The sequence below is a fragment of the Butyricicoccus sp. genome, assembly GCF_050872565.1.
GTDB lineage: Bacteria > Bacillota > Clostridia > Oscillospirales > Butyricicoccaceae > Butyricicoccus_A.
The window spans coordinates 1-3,230 of sequence record NZ_JBNMHC010000259.1 but is presented as its reverse complement, the minus strand read 5'-3'; the positions used below and the strand labels follow the sequence as shown (position 1 = coordinate 3,230).

Sequence of the window (3,230 nt, the reverse complement as noted above, 5' to 3'; positions counted from 1 at the left end):
TACGCGATAGCCGACCATGCAGTACCGATACTTGTCATCGTCCTGTGCATCCTTCAGATAATCGTACAGGCACTGGAATGCCTCTGCGCCATAGAAATCGTCTGCGTTGATCACAGCGAACGGCTCATTGACGACACCGCGCACACAGTATACGGCGTGTCCGGTGCCGAGCGGCTTGGTGCGACCCTCTGGCATCGTGCAGCCTTCCGGCAGCTTGTCCGGAGACTGGAATACATAATCTACCTGCATGAGCTTTTCCGCAGCATTGCCGATGCGCTCACGGAAGGCATCAAGCAGATCTTCTTTTATAATAAATACGACGCGGCGGAAACCAGCCTTCCATGCATCGTAAATAGAATAGTGCATGATAATCTGTCCGTTTGGACCAACCGGATCAATCTGTTTCAGACCGCCGTAGCGCGAACCCATGCCGGCTGCCATAACGACGAGTACCGGATTTGCCATGATAATAATTCCTCCTTGGATTCCTGCTTTCTACAGGAAAGTATACTAGTATTATACGTTATTTTTTGTGCATTTACAATAGCAACGCGGCGGTCCGGATGCACTGTGACCGGAATAAATTCTAAAATTTATCTTAAATTAACGGCTAGAAGGTTGATTCCGATGTCTGATGCGTGTATCATGATTTTATGAGCAAAACCCCGTCTGGGAGGATAGATGAGTGAGTCAAAATAGAAAATATAAATATTATGATGAATATGGTCAGCCGGTAGATGAAAAGGGTCGTGCGATTAACCCGAAAACTGGGCGAACCTACGAGGAAGAGGAGAGAGAAAACAGAGATCCTTCGCGCAGAACGTCCGGACAGTATCGCAAGCGTCCCCGTTCTTCTAACTGGGAGGAGCGAGAAGTGGAAGCGCGTCCGCGCAGACAGCAGCGCGCGCAGCCGCCGCGCAGAAAAAAGCGGAAAAAACGCGGTTCTATAGTGAAAAAGATTCTGCTGGTCTTGGTGCTGATTATCGCGTTGGTGATTGCAGATATTTGCCATCTGCTGACGCTGTATACATATGATGATACCAATGAGAGCAGCTTGGCAGCCAATACGGAAGAAGGCATTATGACCGTTGCGTTGTTCGGCGTAGACACGCGTGCAAATGAAGCATCGAGCGGCACCCGTGCCGATGCAATTATGCTGATGAGTGTCGATCCCAAGCGCAAGTCCATCAAATTGACCTCGCTGATGCGTGACAGCTTGGTGGATGTGCCGGGGCACGGACAGACCAAACTGTGCCATGCGTATGGCTACGGCGGTCCGCAGTTGATGCTGCAAACCATCAACGAAGATTTTGACATGAACGTCAAGGAATATATGGTCGTGGATTTCGCAGAGATGGCATCGATTATTGATTCGGTCGGCGGCGTAACCGTCACACTGACTGAGGATGAAGTCAAAGAGACCAATAAATACATTGATGAGTATTGCTGGAAGACGCTGAATATTCCGACACAGCGCATAGAAGGCTCTGGTGAGCAGACGCTCAATGGCATTCAGGCGATGACCTATGGACGCATCCGAAAGGGAAATACGGGCGGAGACTGGAAACGAGCAGAACGGCAATCTGTCGTGCTCAATCAGGTATTCTCTAAGGCGACGAGCAATCCGATTACGATGCTGAAATTCCTGAACGGCTTGATGCCGAATGTCACATCGTCTATGAGTAAGATGGACTTTGTGTATATGGGCCTCACGACCATTGTGCACGGTATGCCGAAGATGAGCCATATTCGTCTGCCGCTGGACGGCGAATGGCAGTACGGCACGACGAGCAGCGGCGCGTCTGTGATCCGGTTTCGTGACAGTGTGCTCGCTTCCCATCTGCATAGTTATATCTATGACGATATTGATCCAACGAAAAACAGCGATTGATAGAAATACAAAAAGAACGACAGGTTTTTACCTGCCGTTCTTTTGCTTTGTTGAAAACTTATCCGACGGAATCTTCGTCCGGTGTGAAGATAAAGTCAATCATGCCGGTTGTACCGGAGGCATTGACGAGGGTTACATTGACGCGCATACCGAGATGGTAATTCTGACCGGTATGTTTGCCGAACAGTGTCATTTTGTCCGGATCATATTCAAACCAGTCGTTGTGCATCGTGTCCAGACGTACCATGCCCTCTACCATGTTGTCGAGCTGGACGTAAACGCCAAAGCTGGTGATGCCGCTGATAAAGCCGTCAAACGGATGGCCGATAAACTGGGACATGTAATCTGCCATATACAGCTTTTCGATGTCGCGTTCCGCCTCTGCGGCAGCCTGTTCGCGTACCGTAGACTGAATCGCTGCATCTTCGCAGAATTCCGTCAGCTCACGGGTGCTTTGCTCACCAGCGAGCATTTTTGTGAGCATCCGATGTACGACGAGATCAGGATAACGGCGAATCGGGGAGGTAAAGTGCAGATAGAACTTGGCGGCCAAGCCGTAATGACCGAGGCATTCCGGCGCATAGCGTGCGCGGGCGAGCGAGCGCAGAAGCAGTGTTGGCAGAGCCTGCTGTTCCGGATCGCCTGCTGTCTGGTCGAGGACGCGCTGCAGTTGATGCGTGTCAGAGAGATCTTTGTCGCTCAGGCGATAGCCGAACAGACGTGCCTGCTTGGCGAACATACGCAGTTTTTCCGGATCCGGATCTTCGTGCACACGGTATACCGTCGGCATCCGATGACGATACAACGCCTCGGCAACCGCTTCATTTGCAATCAGCATGAATTCTTCGATTAAGCGTTCAGAATCGCCGCGTTCGCGCTTTTCTACGCCGCAGGCCTTGCCGTCACGGTCGCAGAGAACAACCGCTTCAGGGATGTCCAATTCCAGCGCACCGCGCCGCATACGAACATCATGCAGGGTCTTGGCGAGTACATTCATTTCCTTGAGTACCGGCACAAGATCCGGATGGAGATTGCATTCCTGCCAGTCATCGGCAAGCATCTTGTTGACCTGATTGTACGTCAGGCGGGCATACGAACAGATCACAGAGTGATGGAATTCGGCAGAATACCGCGTACCGTCTTTGCCCAATTCGATAAAGGCAGAGAAAGCGAGACGATTGACGCCCGGATTCAGCGAGCAGATGCCGTTAGAAAGCGGCAGCGGCAGCATCGGCACAACCTGGTCGGCATAATATACCGAGGTGCCGCGCTTGTATGCCTCTTGATCCAGCGGAGAGCCGGGCTTGACGTAATACGAGACATCGGCAATGTGTACGCC

The 3,230-nt window shown here is 51.4% G+C and carries 3 protein-coding genes; 1 reads left to right on the top strand and 2 read right to left on the bottom strand.

What is annotated here, in order from left to right; genetic code table 11:
• On the bottom strand, window positions 1-465 hold a 465-nt coding region (locus ACR0P9_RS09690), incomplete at its 3' end, for a sugar phosphate nucleotidyltransferase (protein WP_432619623.1).
• Between the two features lie 220 nt (window positions 466-685).
• On the opposite strand from ACR0P9_RS09690, the gene ACR0P9_RS09685 reads away from it, so the two are divergent.
• Window positions 686-1,891, top strand: coding sequence for an LCP family protein (locus ACR0P9_RS09685; protein ID WP_432619621.1), 1,206 nt, complete (start codon window positions 686-688; stop codon window positions 1,889-1,891).
• 58 nt (window positions 1,892-1,949) lie between these two features.
• Here ACR0P9_RS09685 and ACR0P9_RS09680 read toward each other — a convergent pair.
• The coding region (locus ACR0P9_RS09680; protein WP_432619619.1) for a ribonuclease R family protein at window positions 1,950-3,230 on the bottom strand (1,281 nt) is incomplete at its 5' end.